Source organism: Streptomyces sp. NPDC057682 (assembly GCF_042799575.1).
Classification (GTDB): domain Bacteria; phylum Actinomycetota; class Actinomycetes; order Streptomycetales; family Streptomycetaceae; genus Streptomyces.
Genome location: NZ_JBHVIN010000013.1, coordinates 196,354 through 213,566, shown reverse-complemented (window position 1 = coordinate 213,566; position 17,213 = coordinate 196,354). Strand labels below are relative to the sequence as shown.

Annotated in this window: 11 protein-coding genes; 6 read left to right on the top strand and 5 right to left on the bottom strand. The window is 72.1% G+C overall.

Annotated features, from left to right (window positions below; genetic code table 11):
• Positions 1 to 14 precede the first annotated feature (14 nt).
• Positions 15 to 1,529 carry a 30S ribosomal protein S1 gene (gene rpsA / locus ACFVDM_RS24285; protein ID WP_383643775.1) on the bottom strand — a complete coding sequence of 505 codons (1,515 nt, stop codon included), beginning with the start codon at positions 1,527 to 1,529 and terminating at the stop codon, positions 15 to 17.
• Between the two features lie 398 nt (positions 1,530 to 1,927).
• Between rpsA and ACFVDM_RS24280 the strand changes: the two genes are divergently transcribed.
• A complete protein-coding gene (locus ACFVDM_RS24280; protein ID WP_383643772.1) occupies positions 1,928 to 2,740 on the top strand; it encodes a class I SAM-dependent methyltransferase in 813 nt (270 codons plus the stop codon).
• A gap of 51 nt (positions 2,741 to 2,791) precedes the next feature.
• On the top strand, positions 2,792 to 5,311 hold the full coding sequence (hrpB, locus tag ACFVDM_RS24275; RefSeq protein ID WP_383643769.1) for an ATP-dependent helicase HrpB: 2,520 nt from the start codon (positions 2,792 to 2,794) through the stop codon (positions 5,309 to 5,311).
• On the opposite strand, the gene ACFVDM_RS24270 is transcribed toward hrpB, so the two are convergent.
• The 3 genes from ACFVDM_RS24270 to ACFVDM_RS24260 form a co-directional block, all read right to left on the bottom strand.
• Positions 5,298 to 6,305, bottom strand: coding sequence for a DUF3068 domain-containing protein (locus ACFVDM_RS24270; protein ID WP_383643766.1), 1,008 nt, complete (start codon positions 6,303 to 6,305; stop codon positions 5,298 to 5,300). The genes hrpB and ACFVDM_RS24270 overlap by 14 nt on opposite strands.
• A gap of 54 nt (positions 6,306 to 6,359) precedes the next feature.
• Positions 6,360 to 6,497 carry an SPW_0924 family protein gene (locus ACFVDM_RS24265; RefSeq protein ID WP_383643764.1) on the bottom strand — a complete coding sequence of 46 codons (138 nt, stop codon included), beginning with the start codon at positions 6,495 to 6,497 and terminating at the stop codon, positions 6,360 to 6,362.
• Between the two features lie 172 nt (positions 6,498 to 6,669).
• Entirely contained in the window at positions 6,670 to 8,358 is a 1,689-nt protein-coding gene (locus ACFVDM_RS24260; RefSeq protein WP_383643761.1) for a lytic murein transglycosylase, read from the bottom strand.
• A 238-nt stretch (positions 8,359 to 8,596) separates the two neighbouring features.
• Between ACFVDM_RS24260 and ACFVDM_RS24255 the strand changes: the two genes are divergently transcribed.
• On the top strand, positions 8,597 to 9,481 hold the full coding sequence (locus tag ACFVDM_RS24255; protein WP_383643758.1) for a DUF4184 family protein: 885 nt from the start codon (positions 8,597 to 8,599) through the stop codon (positions 9,479 to 9,481).
• A gap of 31 nt (positions 9,482 to 9,512) precedes the next feature.
• Here the strand turns inward: ACFVDM_RS24255 and polA are convergent, their stop codons facing one another.
• Complete coding sequence (gene polA / locus ACFVDM_RS24250) at positions 9,513 to 12,224, bottom strand: DNA polymerase I (RefSeq protein ID WP_383643755.1); 2,712 nt, start codon at positions 12,222 to 12,224, stop codon at positions 9,513 to 9,515.
• A gap of 176 nt (positions 12,225 to 12,400) precedes the next feature.
• On the opposite strand from polA, the gene ACFVDM_RS24245 reads away from it, so the two are divergent.
• The 3 genes from ACFVDM_RS24245 to ACFVDM_RS24235 all read left to right on the top strand — a co-directional run bounded on the left by ACFVDM_RS24245 (position 12,401) and on the right by ACFVDM_RS24235 (position 17,123).
• Complete coding sequence (locus tag ACFVDM_RS24245; RefSeq protein ID WP_383643752.1) at positions 12,401 to 14,698, top strand: FdhF/YdeP family oxidoreductase; 2,298 nt, start codon at positions 12,401 to 12,403, stop codon at positions 14,696 to 14,698.
• 90 nt (positions 14,699 to 14,788) lie between these two features.
• Entirely contained in the window at positions 14,789 to 15,259 is a 471-nt protein-coding gene (locus ACFVDM_RS24240) for a PaaI family thioesterase (RefSeq protein ID WP_383643749.1), read from the top strand.
• A gap of 649 nt (positions 15,260 to 15,908) precedes the next feature.
• Positions 15,909 to 17,123, top strand: a complete 1,215-nt coding sequence (locus ACFVDM_RS24235) for a branched-chain amino acid ABC transporter substrate-binding protein (protein WP_383643968.1) — start codon at positions 15,909 to 15,911, stop codon at positions 17,121 to 17,123.
• The last annotated feature ends 90 nt before the right edge of the window (positions 17,124 to 17,213 follow it).

The window sequence follows — 17,213 nt, the reverse complement described above, 5'->3', positions numbered from 1 at the left end:
GGAGGGTCAGAGCGTCAGCTCTGGCCGCCCGCCAGCTTCTCGCGCAGGGCGGCGAGCGCCTCGTCCGACGCCAGGGCGCCGGAGTTGTCCGCCGACTCCGAGGAGTACGAACCGCCGCCGCTGCCACCCGAGGCGGCCTGCGTGCCACCGCCGGCCGGGGCGGCAGCGCCCTCGGCGGCAGCGGCCTCGTCGGCCTCGCGGGACTTGATGACCTGGGCCTGGTGCTGCTCGAAGCGCTGCTGCGCCTCGGCGTACTGGGTCTCCCAGACCTCGCGCTGAGCCTCGAAGCCCTCGAGCCAGTCGTTGGTCTCGGGGTCGAAGCCCTCGGGGTAGATGTAGTTGCCCTGGTCGTCGTAGGACGCGGCCATGCCGTACAGGGTCGGGTCGAACTCGACCGAGGCCGGGTCGCCACCGAAGGACTCGTTGGCCTGCTTCAGCGAGAGGCTGATGCGACGGCGCTCCAGGTCGATGTCGATGACCTTGACGAAGATCTCGTCGTTGACCTGGACGACCTGCTCCGGGATCTCCACGTGGCGCTCGGCCAGCTCGGAGATGTGGACCAGGCCCTCGATGCCCTCGTCGACGCGGACGAACGCACCGAACGGAACGAGCTTGGTGACCTTACCGGGAACGACCTGCCCGATCTGGTGCGTACGGGCGAACTGCTGCCACGGGTCTTCCTGCGTCGCCTTGAGCGACAGGGACACGCGCTCGCGGTCCATGTCCACGTCGAGGACCTCGACGGTGACTTCCTGGCCGACCTCGACAACCTCGGAGGGGTGGTCGATGTGCTTCCAGGACAGCTCGGAGACGTGCACGAGACCGTCGACGCCGCCGAGGTCCACGAACGCACCGAAGTTGACGATCGAGGAGACGACGCCGGAGCGGACCTGGCCCTTCTGCAGGGTCGTGAGGAACGTCTGGCGCACCTCGGACTGGGTCTGCTCGAGCCAGGCACGGCGGGACAGGACCACGTTGTTGCGGTTCTTGTCCAGCTCGATGATCTTGGCTTCGAGCTCCTTGCCCACGTACGGCTGGAGGTCGCGGACGCGGCGCATCTCGACCAGCGACGCCGGCAGGAAGCCACGGAGGCCGATGTCGAGGATGAGACCACCCTTGACGACCTCGATGACGGTACCGGTGACGATGCCGTCCTCTTCCTTGATCTTCTCGATGGTGCCCCAGGCACGCTCGTACTGAGCACGCTTCTTCGAGAGGATCAGGCGGCCTTCCTTGTCCTCCTTCTGGAGAACCAGGGCCTCGATCTCGTCGCCGACCTTGACGACCTCGTTCGGGTCGACGTCGTGCTTGATCGAGAGCTCGCGGCTCGGGATGACACCTTCGGTCTTGTAACCGATGTCGAGGAGAACCTCGTCCCGGTCAACCTTGACGATGACACCGTCAACGATGTCGCCGTCGTTGAAGTACTTGATCGTCTCGTCGATCGCCGCGAGGAACGCGTCCGCGTCGCCGATGTCGTTGACCGCAACCTGCGGAGTGGTGGCGGTGGTCTCGGTGCTGCTCGTCATGTGGGAAAGGGCTCCGGTACGGACAGTGAGTCGTAGGTACTGCTACGCCGAGAACCCGTATCGCCTCTGCAATAGCCGGACAGCCCTGGAAGCGCCGATCCCGCGGACCCGGGAGGCGCCTCTCGTGAACCGAGGGGACATACAACAGACGCGAGCGCGGCCTGCTAGGTCTGAGGAGCGCAGGCTCGCAGCGCAACTTGTAGCATACGGGGGCAGCAGGGCACGGTCAATGCGCGAAGGCGGACACCACCGACGGAAGGCCCCATATCCGGCACAACTCGGGTTCACCGAGGCCAGATCGGCTCCGGCGAGGTCCGGACACACGGGTTCCGCACTTCACGGCCCCTTGGTACGGACCGCGTACGACGGGGTGAAGGCAAACTACAACGACGGACACGATGAGCCAAGAGATCTACGCCGCCGAACCCGAGGCGACGCGCCGCACCGCCGGGGCCGCCGAGAGCAGCCGGGCCAGTCGCGGCTGGTGGGACCGGAACGCGGACGAGTACCAGACCGACCACGGCGCCTTCCTCGGCGACGACCGCTTCGTCTGGGGTCCGGAAGGGCTCGACGAGGCCGACGCCGCCCTGCTCGGGCCGGCCGGCTCGCTGCGCGGCCTGGACGTCCTGGAGATCGGCGCGGGCGCCGCCCAGTGCGCGCGCTGGCTGGCCGCGCAGGGCGCCAGGCCCGTCGCCCTGGACCTCTCCCACCGCCAGCTCCAGCACGCCCTGCGCATCGGCGGGGACGTGCCGCTGGTCGAGGCGGACGCCGGGGCGCTGCCCTTCCGCGACGGCTCCTTCGACCTGGCCTGCTCGGCCTACGGCGCGGTGCCCTTCGTCGCCGATCCGGTCCAGGTGTTCCGCGAGGTCCACCGGGTGCTGCGCCCCGGCGGACGCTGGGTCTTCTCCGTCACCCACCCGATCCGCTGGGCCTTCCCGGACGAGCCGGGGCCCGAGGGCCTGTCGGTGGCCGCGTCGTACTTCGACCGCACGCCGTACGTCGAGCAGGACGAGCGGGGCGAGGCGGTCTACGTGGAGCACCACCGCACCCTCGGCGACCGGGTGCGCGACGTGGTGGCGGGCGGCTTCCGGCTGGCCGACCTGGTGGAGCCGGAGTGGCCGGACTGGAACGGCCAGGAGTGGGGCGGCTGGTCCCCGCTGCGCGGCCATCTGATCCCGGGGACCGCGATCTTCGTCTGCGTGCGGGACTGAGCGGCCGGACCGCGGTGAACGGTTCGCACCCCGCCGTACGAGACTGGGGACGTGATCCGTACCGACGCCCTGGACCGGCTGCCCGTCCGTACCGCCGTGCCCGCGCTGCGGCGGGCGCTCGACGACCGCGGTGCCGCGGTGCTGTGCGCCCCGCCCGGCACCGGCAAGACGACCCTCGTCCCGCTGGTCCTGGCCGGACTGACCGGCGAGGGCCCGGTGCGCCGGGTCGTGGTGGCCGAACCGCGCCGGATCGCCGCCCGCGCGGCGGCCCGGCGGATGGCGTGGCTCCTCGGCGAGGCGACCGGGCGGCGGGTCGGTTTCACCGTGCGCGGCGAGCGGTCGGTGGGCCCGGAGACGGTGGTGGAGGTGGTCACCACCGGGGTGCTCCTCCAGCGGCTCCAGCGCGACCAGGAACTCTCCGGCGTCGACACGGTGATCATCGACGAGTGCCACGAGCGCCATCTCGACGCGGACACCGTGGCCGCCTTCCTGCTGGACGTGCGCGCGGCGCTCCGCCCCGAGCTGCGGCTGGTGGCGGCGTCCGCGACGACCGACGCCGAGGGCTGGGCGCGGCTGCTCGGTGATGTCCCGGTGGTCGAGGCGGAGGGCGTCTCGCATCCGGTGGAGGTGGTGTGGGCGCCGCCCGCGCGGCCGGTGCGGCCGCCGCACGGCATGCGGGTCGATCCGGCGCTGCTGGGCCATGTCGCGTCCGTGGTGCGGCGGGCCCTGGCCGAGCGGGACGGCGATGTCCTCTGCTTCCTGCCCGGGGTCGGTGAGATCGGCCGGGTGGCGGGGCAGCTGTCCGGGGTGGCGGCCGAGGTGCTCCAGGTCCACGGACGGGCCCCGGCCGCCGTGCAGGACGCCGTCCTGGCGGGCTCGGCGACGGGCCGCCGGGTGGTGCTGGCGACCTCGGTGGCGGAGTCCTCGCTGACCGTGCCGGGAGTGCGGACCGTGGTGGACTCGGGACTCGCCCGGGAGCCGCGCACGGACCACGCGCGCGGGCTGAGCGCGCTGACGACCGTACGGGCCTCGCAGGCGGCGGGCCGCCAACGGGCGGGCCGGGCGGGCCGCGAGGCGCCGGGGACGGTGTACCGCTGCTGGGAGCAGGCCGAGGACGGGCGGCTGGCCGCGTACCCCTCCCCCGAGATCAAGGTGGCCGATCTGGCCGCGTTCGCCCTCCAGGCGGCCTGCTGGGGCGATCCGGACGCCTCGGGTCTCGCGCTGCTGGACGCGCCGCCGGCCGGTGCGCTGGCCGCCGCCCGCGAGGTGCTGACGGCCGTGGGCGCGGTGGGCCCGGACGGCCGGGTGACCGGGCGGGGCGCGCGGATGGCACGGCTGGGCCTCCATCCCCGGCTGGCCAGGGCGCTGCTGGACGGGGCGGCCGAGGTCGGCGGGCGGCGGGCCGCCGAGGTGGTGGCGCTGCTGAGCGAGGAGCCTCCCAGGGAGTACGGCGACGATCTGGCGGCGGCGCTGCGCACCGCGCGCCGGGGCCGGGACGGGTACGCGGCGCGCTGGCGCCAGGAGGTGCGGCGGCTGTCGTCCGCGCTGGAGGGCGGGGCGGACGGACGGCTCGCGGATTCCGGCGGTCCGGGTCCGGACGACGCCGCGGTCGGGCTGGTGGCGGCCCTGGCGTTTCCCGAGCGGGTGGCGCGGGCCCGGGGCGAGGGCACGTTCCTGATGGCCTCGGGCACCGGCGCGGAGCTGCGCGACGGCTCCGCGCTGCGCAGCGCGCCCTGGCTGGCGGTGGCGGTCGCGGACCGGCCGGCGCACGCGGCGTCGGCGCGGGTCTCCCTGGCCGCCGTCGTGGACGAGGACACGGCGCGGCTGGCCGCCGGTCATCTGCGGTTCGCGGGCGAGGAGGTCCGCTGGGACGGCCGGGACGTGGTGGCCCGCCGGGTGGAGCGGCTGGGGGCCGTGGAGCTGTCGGCGCGCCCGCTGAAGGACCCGGATCCGGACCTGGTACGCCAAGCGCTGGTCGAGGGGGTGCGTCGCGAGGGGCCGGGGCTGCTGCGCTGGACCCGGGACGCGGAGCAGTTGCGGGAGCGGCTGGCCTTCCTCCACCGGGAACTGGGCGGTCCCTGGCCGGACGTCTCGGACGAGGCGCTGCTGGCGGACCCCGGGAGCTGGCTGGAGCCGGAGCTGTCCCGGGCCCGGAGGCGGGCGGACCTGGCCCGGATCGACGCCGGCCAGGCGCTGCGCCGGCTGCTGCCGTGGGCGACGGGCGAGGCGGCACGGCTGGACGAGCTGGCACCGGAGCGGATCGAGGTGCCCAGCGGTTCGCGGATCCGGGTGGAGTACGGCGGGGCGCAGCCGGTGCTCGCGGTGAAGCTCCAGGAGCTGTTCGGGCTCCGCGAGACGCCCCGGGTCGCGGGCGTCCCGGTCCTGGTGCACCTGCTCTCCCCCGCCGGCCGCCCGGCGGCGGTGACGGCGGATCTGGCGTCGTTCTGGCGCGAGGGCTACCGGGCGGTGCGGGCGGAACTGCGCGGCCGCTATCCGAAGCATCCGTGGCCGGAGGACCCCACGACGGTGGAGGCCACCCGGTTCACCACGGCGCGGCTCAGGCGGGGGTAGGGGCGGGATCGGTGCCGGGTCCGGGCGTGGGGTCCGGTGCCGTCGCGCCGGGCCTGCGGGAGCGGGCCTCCAGCCACAGCGCGAGGGCGAGCAGCACGGCGCCGAGGGCGAGGAAGCCCCAGGGCAGGTACGAGGTGAGCAGCAGGACCAGGACCCGCTGGGACTTGACCATGTCGACGATGGAGACGACGTAGTCCTCGCGCATCTTCACATGTCCGGCGAAGACGGTGACGGTGTCCTCGGACATGCCCATGGCCTTGGCGTTGCGCAGTTCCTCGCGGTGCACCTCCTCGCCGTTGACGGGTGCGCCGGTGACCGGGTCGACCCAGAACATGCGCTTGGTGGTGTACCAGCGGGTGACGCCGGTCTTGGCGATCTGTTCGGCGGTGATGCCCTTGATGGGCATGGACTTGGGCATGGGGACCTTGGTCCAGGGGATGGTCTGCTCGAAGTAGTAGACCTCCATGCCACGGAAGTTGCGGGTGCCCTTGTAGTGGATGGGCGAGCTGGTGCGGGTCTGGGCGTCGAAGTACTCGTAGTCGCGCTTCTCGGTGAGGAAGGGCCATTTGAACTCGATGCCCTCGCGGCGGACCGGGTCGCCGTCGACCATCTCGCCGGTGGCGTGGACGGGGGCCTGGCTGTGGGCGTCGAAGATGTAGCGCTCGGGGATCTTGGAGACCATCTTGCCGTCGGGGCCCTGCACGTAGGAGAGGGCGTCCCAGACGACGACGTCGCGTCCCGCGCTGCGTTCGATCTTCTCGGAGGCCTCCACATTGCCCTTGAGGGTCTGCACGATGGTGATCCGGTCGACCTTCTTCGCCTTGAGGGTGGTGTAGTCGAGCAGGGTGGCGGGCCTGGCCTCCAGCACCGTCTCCTGGTACTGGTTCGGCGGGATCTTCGCCAGCCGGGGGAAGGCGTACCAGCGCAGCAGTGGTGACAGCGCGGCGAAGAACACGGCGAAGGCCAGGAGTACGAGGCCGGCTCGGCGGCGCATGGGTGCCTCCCTCTGCTCGCGGGTGCGGGCGGTGGTGTGCTCGGTGCGTACGGCTTACTGCTTGGGGCCCGGGACGGTGGTCAGCAGGGGTTTGGGCGAGGTCTCGCCGGGCGGGGCGCCGATCGCGCTGATGGTGAGGACGAGGGCGAGGGCGGCGGCCAGTCCGATGGCGGCGGCGACGAGGGCACGCATGGTCGGTCGGCCTCCCGGAAGCACGAAACTGATGGGTCGTCAGGGCTGGGGCACCGTAGCAACCGGGGCCCGAGATGAGAACACATCGATCCGAGTTGGCCGCACATGACGACAGCCCCCGGCCGGTGTCCCGGTCGGGGGCTGTCGGTGGCGGGCCGGTGCGGGCCCGGGGTCAGGCGGGAGGTGCCTCCACGGTCAGCTCGATGACGACCGTCGCGCCGCCCGCGGTGGTGAGGCGCAGCTTGTACGTGCCCGCGGCGCCGTCCGCGTAGATCTTCGGCAGGGCGAGCTTGCCGTCGGCGTCGGTGGTCAGCTCCAGGGTGCGGACCGGGTCGCCGTCGTCGTTCGTGAAGTACGGCCCCTTGTCGTTCTCGGCGGGCTGCTCGTCGTCGGTGATCATCGTCGCGGTGACGGCGACCCGGGCGGCGGCCGTGTCCTTGTACGTGGCCCGCGCGGTGATGTCGGCGAACTCCTGGCCGGCGACGGCGGTCAGCTCCTCCGTGCCGGTCCGGGCGATGGCGTCGGCCTGCCGGGCGGTGACGGTCGCGGAATAGGAGACGGCGGGCAGCGTGGTGCCGGTGGCCGTGGCGCGCACGGTGAGGTCACCGGTCTTCTCGCCGGCCGTGAGCACCGGGGCGGTGGCCGTGCCGTCGGCGCCGGTGAGCACCGTGACCGCGGCCTTGCCGCCGAAGGAGGCGTCGGTGTCGCCGGTGACGGTGAAGGTGACGGACACCTTGGCGAGCGGGGTGCCGAGGTTGCTGCGGGCCTGGACCTTGATCCGCTGGGCGAAGGCGCCGCCGGCGGTGGCGGTCAGATCGCCGGTGCCCGCGTCCCGCACGGAGGCGAGCGACGGGGTCGGGGTGGGCTCGGGCTTCGGCGTCGGGGACGTCGAGGAGCCGGGGCGGCCCGGGTCCGAGGGCGAGGGGGTCGGCTTCGCCGGGGGCTTCGGGGAGGCCGATCCGGACGGCGGGGCCGAGGGGCTCGTGGACGCCGACGGGGTCGGGGTGCGGTCCGGGGTACGGCTGCCGGGGCGCTTCCCGTCGCTGCTGCCGACGGGCAGGATGCCGGTCCCGTCGGGCACCTCGTGGGCGCCGCGCCTGTAGTACTCGTACCAGGAGCGGACCGTGCGCAGGTACTCGTCCGAGTGGTTGTAGCTCAGGACCGCCCGGTCCAGGTCCGCGGCGACCGCCAGATCGCGCGATCCGGCGCACAGATAGCGGCCCGCGGCGAGCGCGGCGTCGTAGATGTTGTTGGGGTCCTTGCGGCCGTCCCCGTTGCCGTCCACGCCCCAGACCGCCCAGGTGGACGGGATGAACTGCATCGGGCCGACGGCGCGGTCGTGCGTCCGGTCGCCGTCGTAGGCACCGTTGTCGGTGTCCTTGATGAGCGCGAAGCCCTGGCCGTTGAGGGCGGGGCCGAGGATCGGGGAGAGCGTGGTGCCCTGCGCGTCGACCCGGCCGCCGCGCGCCTGGCCGGACTCGACCTTGCCGATCGCGGCGAGGAGCTGCCACGGCAGCCGGCAGGCGGGGTCCGTGCCGGCGACGGTCTGCTCCGCCTTCTTGTACGCCGCGAGGATCGAGGCCGGTATGCCCGATTCGACGCTTCCGGTCACCGGAAGGTTGACGGAGGTACCGGGCTTGTCCGGCGTCGCCAGCGGCGGAAGGTCCGTGAAATAGGGCGAGTTGCCCGACGCGGCCCCGTCGCCCGAGGGGGTCGCACCGGCGGTCGGCTGGTCGCCGCCGTCGGAGGCCACCAGCGGCGAACCGGGGGCCTGGGACGCGGAGAGCGCCGCCACGGCGGCAGCGGCCACGGCCGTGGTCGCCGCCCCTCTGCGCAGCCGGCGACCGAATTGCGCTGCCATAACGTGTGGCCCCTCCCCTTCGTCGGCCGGCCCCTCCCCTGGGCCCGGACTCACGCGACCCTACGGCAACTTCCGCCGCCCGCACACAGCGCCCCGGAGGCTTCTTACCGCTTTTTCACGTTCCGGTCCGCAAACCGTCCGGCGGAACGCGCCGCCCACGCGCCTCCCGGTCCGGTCCGGGGCGGCGGGCCCCGGGCCGCGGCCGGACCGTGACGGCCGCTCACGCATACTTCCCGGCATGCCGTTCACGCTCAGCCATGCCGCCGCCGTCCTGCCCGGAATCCGCCGTGACGGGACGGGGCGCGGCCCCCTCCTCGCCTCCGCGCTCGTCGCCGGATCCTTCGCCCCCGACCTGACGTTCTACGCGGACACGGTGATTCCGGGCGCCATGGAGTTCGGACAGGTCACCCATGCCTGGTGGGGCGTGCTCACCGTCGACGTCCTGATCACGGCGGCGGCCGCGGCGCTCTGGCTGCTGCTCCGCGACCCCCTCGTGGCGCTGCTGCCCACGGGCCGTCAGGGGCGGGTGCACCACTGGCTGGGCGGGGACCGCCGCATGCCCCGCCGGGGCCCCGGAGCCGTGCGTGCCGCGATGTGGTTCGCGATCGCGGCCGTCGTCGGGGCCGGGACGCACGTCGTCTGGGACGCCTTCACCCACCACGACCGGTGGGGGGTGCGACTGGTCCCGGTACTCGGACGGAGCCTGGCGGGACATCCGGTGTTCCAGCTCGCGCAGTACGGCACCTCGGCGCTGGCCCTGGTCGTCCTCGCCCGGTTCGTGGTGACCGGGCTGCGGAGCACCCCGGACCGGCCCGCCCTGCGGACGCTGCCGGTCCTGGACCGCCGGGCCCGGTGGTGGTCGGTCGCCCTGCTCGCCCTGTGCGCGCTGCTCGGCCTGGTCCACCGCTGCGTGCGCTGGTACGCGTACTACGGGCATCTGGACACACCGCTGGACATCGTCCCGACCGCCTGCTTCGGCGCGGGCGCCGGGCTGGCGGCCGGTCTGGTGCTGTACGCGGCCGGGGTGCGGCTGCGCCACCGCCGCGGCCCGGCCGCCGCACCGCCCGGCGACGCGCCGTCCGCCGCCGGCCCGGTCCGATCGTCGGGCCGGGCCGACGGCTGAGCGGCACCCCGCCCGGTCCGCGCGGACCGTGTCAGTGCGCGGCGGACTCCCAGTCGGTCCCCACGCCGACCGACACGTCCAGCGGCGCCCTCAACCGCACGGCGGTGGACATCTCGTGGCGCAGGATGTCCTCCACCCGCTCCCGCTCGCCCGCGGCGATCTCCAGGACGATTTCGTCATGGACCTGGAGCAGCATCCGGGAGGTCAGCCCCGCCTCGGTCAGCGCCCGGTCGACCTGGAGCATCGCCACCTTGACGATGTCCGCGGCGGTGCCCTGGATCGGGGCGTTGAGCGCCATCCGCTCGGCCGTCTCTCGGCGCTGGCGGTTGTCGCTGTTGAGGTCGGGCAGATAGCGGCGGCGGCCGAACACCGTCTCCGTGTATCCGGTGGCCCTGGCCTCCTCCACCACCCGGTGGAGATAGTCGCGCACCCCGCCGAACCGCTCGAAGTACGTGTCCATCAGGACCCGGGCCTCGCCCGCCTCGATGTTCAGCTGCTGGGAGAGGCCGAACGCGGAGAGCCCGTACGCCAGGCCGTAGCTCATGGCCTTGATCTTGCGGCGCATCTCCGGGTCGACGGCCGCCTTCTCGACGCCGAAGACCTGCGAGGCGACCGTGGTGTGCAGGTCCTCGCCGGACATGAACGCCTCGATCAGCCCCGCGTCCTCGGAGAGGTGGGCCATCACGCGCAGCTCGATCTGGCTGTAGTCCGCGGTCATCAGGGTCTCGAAACCCTCGCCGACGACGAAGCCGCGGCGGATCGCCCGGCCCTCGTCCGTGCGCACCGGGATGTTCTGCAGATTGGGGTCGGTGGAGGAGAGCCGGCCGGTCGCCGCCACCGTCTGGTTGAACGTGGTGTGGATGCGGCCGTCCGCGGCGATCGTCTTGACCAGACCCTCGACCGTCACCCGCAGCTTGGCCTGCTCGCGGTGGCGCAGCATGATCACCGGCAGCTCGTGCTCGGTCTGCGCGGCCAGCCAGGCCAGCGCGTCGGCGTCCGTCGTGTACCCGGTCTTGGTCTTCTTGGTCTTCGGCAGGCCCAGCTCGCCGAACAGGACCTCCTGGAGCTGCTTGGGCGAACCGAGGTTGAACTCCCGGCCCACCGCGGCGTGCGCCTCCTTCACCGCCTGCTGCACCGCACCGGCGAACTGCTGCTCCATGCCTTCGAGATGGGCCCGGTCGGCCGCGATGCCGTGCCGCTCCAGCCGGACCAGCAGGGCCGAGGTGGGCAGCTCCATCTCATGGAGCAGCCGGGCGGCGCCGACCTCCTCCAGCCGGGTCGCGAACGCGTCGCCGAGATCCAGGATCGCGCGGGCCTGCGCCATCAGCGCGTCGGCCTCCGCCCGGTCGTCCGCGCCGAAGGCCAGCTGCCCGTCCGCCGCGGCCGCCGGGGCCAGCTCGCGTCCCAGGTACTCCACGGCCAGGGCGTCCAGGGCGAAGGAGCGCCGGCCGGGCTTCACCAGATACGCGGCGAGCGCGGTGTCCATGGAGACGCCGTCGACCCGCCAGCCGTGCTCGGGGAAGACACGCATCGCGCTCTTCGCGTTGTGCATGACCTTCGGCCGGGCCGGGTCCGCGATCCAGGCCGCGAACGCCTGCTCGTCGGGGGCGTCCAGCTGCGCCGGGTCGAACCAGGCGGCGGCCCCGCCGGCCGCGGCCAGCGCGATCTCCGTGACGGTGCCGCTGCCCAGGGCCCAGGTGTCGACCGTGGCGACTCCGAGGGGCTGCCCGCCGTGCTCCTCCAGCCAGGAGGCCAGCTCGCCCGCGCCCAGCACCGCGCCGTCCAGCTCGACGCCCGCGGCCGGGGCCGGGGCCTCGTCCTCCGCCTTGCCGGGGTCGACCGCGAGCAGCCGCTCGCGCAGGCTCGGATTACGGATCTCCAGCACGTCCAGGACGCCGGTGACCGCCGTACGGTCGTAGGGGGCGCGCTCCAGCTCGGGCGGGGTCTTGGGCAGGGCCACGTCCCGGACCATCTCGGTCAGCACCCGGTTCATCTTCACCGCGTCCAGGTGGTCGCGGAAATTCTGGCCCGCCTTGCCCTTCACCTCGTCGGCGCGCGCCACCAGCTCGTCGAAGGAACCGAACTGGTTGATCCACTTGGCGGCCGTCTTCTCGCCGACCCCGGGGATGCCCGGAAGGTTGTCCGACGGGTCGCCGCGCAGCGCCGCGAAGTCCGGATACTGCCGGGGGGTGAGGCCGTACTTCTCGACGACCTTCTCCGGGGTGAACCGGGTCAGCTCGGAGACGCCCTTGGTCGGGTACAGCACGGTCACGTTGTCCGTGATCAGCTGGAAGGAGTCCCGGTCGCCGGTGACGATCAGGACCTCGAAGCCGGCCGCCTCGGCCTGGGTGGCCAGCGTGGCGATGATGTCGTCGGCCTCGAAGCCGTCCACCGCGAACCGGTCCGCGCGCATCGCGTCCAGCAGCTCGCCGATCAGCTCGACCTGGCCCTTGAACTCGTCGGGGGTCTTCGACCTGTTCGCCTTGTACTCCGGGAACTCCTGGGAGCGCCAGGTCTTGCGGGACACGTCGAACGCCACCGCGAAATGCGTCGGCGCCTCGTCACGCAGCGTGTTCGCCAGCATCGACGCGAAGCCGTACACCGCGTTCGTCGTCTGACCCGCCCCGGTCGTGAAGTTCTCCGCGGGCAGAGCGAAGAACGCCCGGTACGCCAAGGAGTGCCCGTCCATCAGGAGCAGGCGCGGTCGGTTGTCTGCCGTCTTCTTCGATGCCGTCTCAGCCACACCCCGATCCTGCCACGTACCACTGACAATCCGGACCGGCCACCGCCGGGGACCGGCCCCGGCCCGCCGTGGGGCCCTCACCGGGCGCCGTACCCCCCTCGCGTGCCAGGATCGAAGGCAAGAGACCACCAGGAGCGGTCCGCGCGCGGACCGCAGCAGGCCCGAAGGGGAGCACGATGGCCACCAAGCCGCCCACCGGAGACCCGGTCCAGGACGCCCCCCGGGTCGAACCGGCCCAGCACGCCGCCGCCGGACTCCCCGCCGTCGCGCACAGCCTGCGCATCGCCCAGCGGCAGATGGGGGTGGCACGGGCCGCCCGGACCCTCCTCAAGGTCAACCAGAAGGACGGCTTCGACTGCCCCGGCTGCGCCTGGCCCGAGGGCGACAAGCGGCACACCGCCGAGTTCTGCGAGAACGGCGCCAAGGCCGTCGCCGAGGAGGCGACGCTGCGCCGCATCACCCCGGACTTCTTCGCCGCCCACCCCGTCGCCGACCTCGCGGAGCGCAGCGGCTACTGGCTCGGCCAGCAGGGCCGCATCACCCAGCCCGTGTACCTCCCCGAGGGCGCCGACCGGTACGAGGCCGTCACCTGGGAACGCGCCTTCGAGATCCTCGCCGAGGAACTGCGCGCGCTCGACTCGCCCGACGAGGCGCTGTTCTACACCTCGGGGCGCACCAGCAACGAGGCCGCGTTCCTGCTCCAGCTCTTCGCCCGCGAGTTCGGCACCAACAACCTGCCCGACTGCTCCAACATGTGCCACGAGTCGTCCGGCTCGGCCCTCACCGAGACGATCGGCGTGGGCAAGGGTTCCGTCTCCCTGGAGGACCTGCACCACGCCGATCTGATCATCGTCGCCGGGCAGAACCCGGGCACCAACCACCCCCGGATGCTCTCCGCCCTGGAGAAGGCGAAATCGGCCGGGGCGAGGATCATCTCGGTGAACCCGCTGCCGGAGGCGGGGATGGAGCGGTTCAAGAACCCGCAGACCCCGCACGGCATGCTCAGGGGCACCCCGCTCAACGATCTGTTCCTCCAGATCCGCATCGGCGGCGACCAGGCGCTCTTCCGGCTCCTCAACAAACTGATCCTGGCCACCGAAGGGGCCGTGGACGAGGCCTTCGTCGAGGCCCACACCCACGGCTTCGAGGAGTTCGCCGCCGCGGCCGCCGAGGCCGACTGGGAGGAGACGCTCACCGCCACCGGACTCGACCGGACCGCCGTCGAACAGGCCCTGGAGATGGTCCTCGCCTCGGAACGCACCGTCGTGTGCTGGGCCATGGGCCTCACCCAGCACAAGCACTCCGTGCCGACCATCCGCGAGGTCGTCAACTTCCTCCTGCTGCGCGGCAACATCGGGCGCCCCGGCGCCGGGGTCTGCCCGGTGCGCGGCCACTCCAACGTCCAGGGCGACCGGACCATGGGCATCTTCGAACGGCCCGCACCCGCCTTCCTCGACGCGCTCGACAAGGAGTTCGGCATCATCTCGCCGCGCCACCACGGCTACGACGTGGTCCGCTCCATCCGCGCACTGCGCGACGGCGACGCCAAGGTCTTCTTCGCCATGGGCGGCAACTTCGTCGCCGCGACCCCCGACACCGAGGTCACCGAGGCGGCGATGCGCACCGCACGCCTCACCGTCCACGTCTCCACCAAGCTCAACCGCTCCCACGCCGTCACCGGCACCCGGGCGCTGATCCTGCCCACCCTCGGCCGCACCGACAAGGACGTCCAGGCCACCGGGCGGCAGTTCGTCACCGTCGAGGACTCCATGAGCATGGTGCACGCCTCCCGGGGCAACCTGACCCCCGCGAGCCCCCATCTGCTCTCCGAGCCCGCCATCGTCGCCCGGCTCGCCCGCGCCGTCCTCGGCCCCGGATCGGCCACCCCCTGGGAGGAGTTCGAACGGGACTACGCCACGATCCGCGACCGGATCTCCCGCGTCGTCCCCGGCTTCGAGAACTTCAACGCGCGCGTCGCCCACCCCGGCGGATTCACCCTCCCGCACGCACCGCGCGACTCCCGCCGCTTCCCCACCGCCACCGGGAAGGCCAACTTCACCGCCGCCCCCGTCGAGTTCCCCGAACTCCCCGAAGGACGCCTGCTGTTGCAGACCCTGCGCTCCCACGACCAGTACAACACCACCGTCTACGGCCTCGACGACCGCTACCGCGGCATCAAGGGCGGCCGCCGCGTCGTCCTCGTCCACCCCGACGACGCCACCGCCCTCGGCCTCGCCGACGGCGCGTACACCGACCTCGTCAGCGAGTGGAAGGACGGCAGCGAACGGCGCGCCCCCGGCTTCCGCGTCGTCCACTACCCCACGGCCCGCGGCTGCGCCGCCGCGTACTACCCCGAGACGAACGTCCTGGTCCCGCTCGACTCCACCGCCGACACCAGCAACACCCCGGCCAGCAAGTCCGTCGTGGTGCGCTTCGAGCACACCGGCCGGCCCCACCCGGGGGACGCGCACTAAGCATCCGCTCAGCCGTCTGATAGGAACAGTGCACACCACCCGGAGCGGGCCGCAGGGCCACGCTCCGCCGCAGACGATCGGAGCCGGCCCATGGGCGAGCACACCGCACCCACGTTCCCCCAGGAGATCATCGACGAGTACGCCGCCCTCGGCGTCGACCTGCCCGCCCTCTTCTCCGCCGGCCACCTCGGCGAACGCATGGGCGTCACGATCGTCGAGGCCTCCGCGGACCGCGTCGTCGGCACCATGCCCGTCGAGGGCAACACCCAGCCGTACGGCCTGCTGCACGGCGGCGCCTCCGCCGTCCTCGCCGAGACCCTCGGCTCCGTCGGCTCCATGCTCCACGGCGGCCCCGGCCGGCTCGCCGTCGGCGTCGACCTGAACTGCACCCACCACCGGGGCGTCCGCAGCGGCCTCGTCACCGGCGTCGCCACCCCCGTCCACCGCGGCCGCACCACCGCCACGTACGAAATCGTCATCACCGACGAACAGGACAAGCGCGTCTGCACCGCCCGCCTCACCTGCCTGCTCCGCGACGTCCCCGCACCCGACGCCGCCTGACCCCTGCCACCCCCCTGCCCGGACGGAACCCATTCCGGCCGGGCAGTGCCATATCCGGGCACAACCACCGCCGCACACACCGAACTTGCGCGACACACAGCACAACACCCTTGACCCGCAGGCTCGTTCCATGGCCCACTCGACAGCCACACCCCCTCCCGCTCCCCGCCCCCACCCCGGCACACCGCGTCGACCGCCCCGCCCCAGACGTAACACTGCGTAACAAACGCGCAAGGTCCACGACACCTCGGCGCGCAACACGCGACCCGGCCCGCGGCCACCGGGCGATTCCGCACGCCCTCGGAGGGCTCCGCACACCCCCCGACGGGCGACAGCACCAAGATCACCCCAAGCCCCTTAGCAGAGCTGCGCGTTCTCAGCATGCGGTCACTTCACCGTCCGGTAAAAAAACCGTACATGTCAGCACAGCCACCTCAAGCCTTGCTCAAGGGCATAACAAGACAGTCACATCCTGCGCCACCCCCACCCCCGACCCCCACCCCTGCCCTTAGAGTCACGGCCAGTCACCGCGCCGCCGGGCGCGTCTGCAGCACGGCCCTGTACCAACCAGTACGGCCCGGCGAACGACACGGCACCTCAAGCAGAGGAGGCCGCGCCAGGGAAAGGACTTTTCGTGCGACACCGTTCTTTGCTCATCCTCACCACAGTGCTCACGACAGGGGCGCTGACACTCACCGCCTGCGGGTCGCGCGACGACGACAAAAAGGGCAGCGGTGACGGCGGCGGCAACCAGACCGTCGTCATCGGCGTCGACGCCCCGATCACCGGTGACCTCTCCGCCCTCGGCCTCGGCATCAAGAACTCCGCCGACCTCGCCGCCAAGACGGCCAACAAGCTGAAGACCGTCCCGGGCATCACCTTCGAGGTCAAGCCGCTCGACGACCAGGCCCAGCCCTCCGTCGGCCAGCAGAACGCCACCAAGTTCATCGACGACAAGCAGGTCCTCGGCGTCGTCGGCCCCCTGAACTCCGGCGTCTCCCAGTCGATGCAGAAGCCGCTCAACGACGCCGGCCTCACCCAGGTCTCCCCCGCCAACACGGGCACCGAGCTGACCCAGGGCGACAACTGGAAGACCGGCGACAAGAAGCGCCCCTTCAAGACCTACTTCCGCACCGCCACCACGGACCAGATCCAGGGCGCCTTCGCCGCGAAGTACCTCTACAACAACGCGAAGATCACCCAGGTCTACCTCATCGACGACCAGAAGCCCTACGGCGCCGGTCTCGCGGCCTCCTTCAAGACCACCTTCACCGGCCTCGGCGGGAAGATCGTGGGCTCCGACCACGTCAACCCCGACGACCGCGACTTCAACGCCGTCGTCACCAAGGTCAAGAAGTCCGGCGCCAAGGCCGTCTACTACGGCGGTGAGTACCCCGCCGGCGCCCCCCTGAGCCAGCAGCTCAAGGACAGCGTGCAGATCCCGCTCATGGGCGGCGACGGCATGTACAGCGCCGACTTCATCAAGCTCAACAAGAAGGCCCAGGGCGACATCGCCACCTCCGTCGGCAAGCCCGTCGAGGAACTCGACTCCGCCAAGAAGTTCATCGAGGACTACAAGACGGCCGGCTACAAGGACGCCTACGAGGCCTACGGCGGCGGCACCTACGACGCCACCTGGTCGATCATCGAAGCCGTCAAGATCGCCGTCGCCGAGAACGACGGCAAGCTCCCCGACGACGCCCGCGCCAAGGTGCTCGAAGCCATGTCCAAGGTCAAGTTCGACGGCGTCACCGGCCCCGTCTCCTTCGACCAGTACGGCGACACCACGAACACCATGATGACCGCCTACCAGGTCGACGGCGGCAAGTGGGTCTCCAAGCTCAGCGAGGCCTACAAGCCGTAACCCGCTCCCGGTCGCTCACCGACTGACCCCAGACCGCGCGGGAGCGCTACGAGCACTCCCGCGCGGTGCCATATCCGAACCACTCCACGG